1 protein-coding gene is annotated in these 248 nt (G+C 39.5%); it reads right to left on the reverse strand.

Annotated features, from left to right (window positions below; translation table 11 throughout):
* The coding region (locus ACR9ZK_RS22895; protein ID WP_481344214.1) for a TerD family protein at positions 1-248 on the reverse strand (248 nt) is incomplete at both ends.

Below are 248 nucleotides of genomic sequence, written 5' to 3' on the forward strand. Positions count from 1 at the left end.
ATATTGTTGTTTTACAGTTTCAATGGTTTCCTGTAATTTTCTGTCTTTTGTAGGATCTCCGATCGCATTGAACTTCCACTCGCCGTTTCTTTTGTAGAAAACGCCCATTACCATGGCAACATGACCTCTAAAAGACGCATCGTTGGCAATATCATATTTAGCGAAAACTTCTCTCACATTCGTTGGAGTTCCTTCATAAATTCTGATCGAAGCAAAAGGAATAGTTCCGAAGTCCTGGCCTTTATAGC

The sequence above is a fragment of the Monashia sp. HAY1-5C genome, assembly GCF_056755255.1.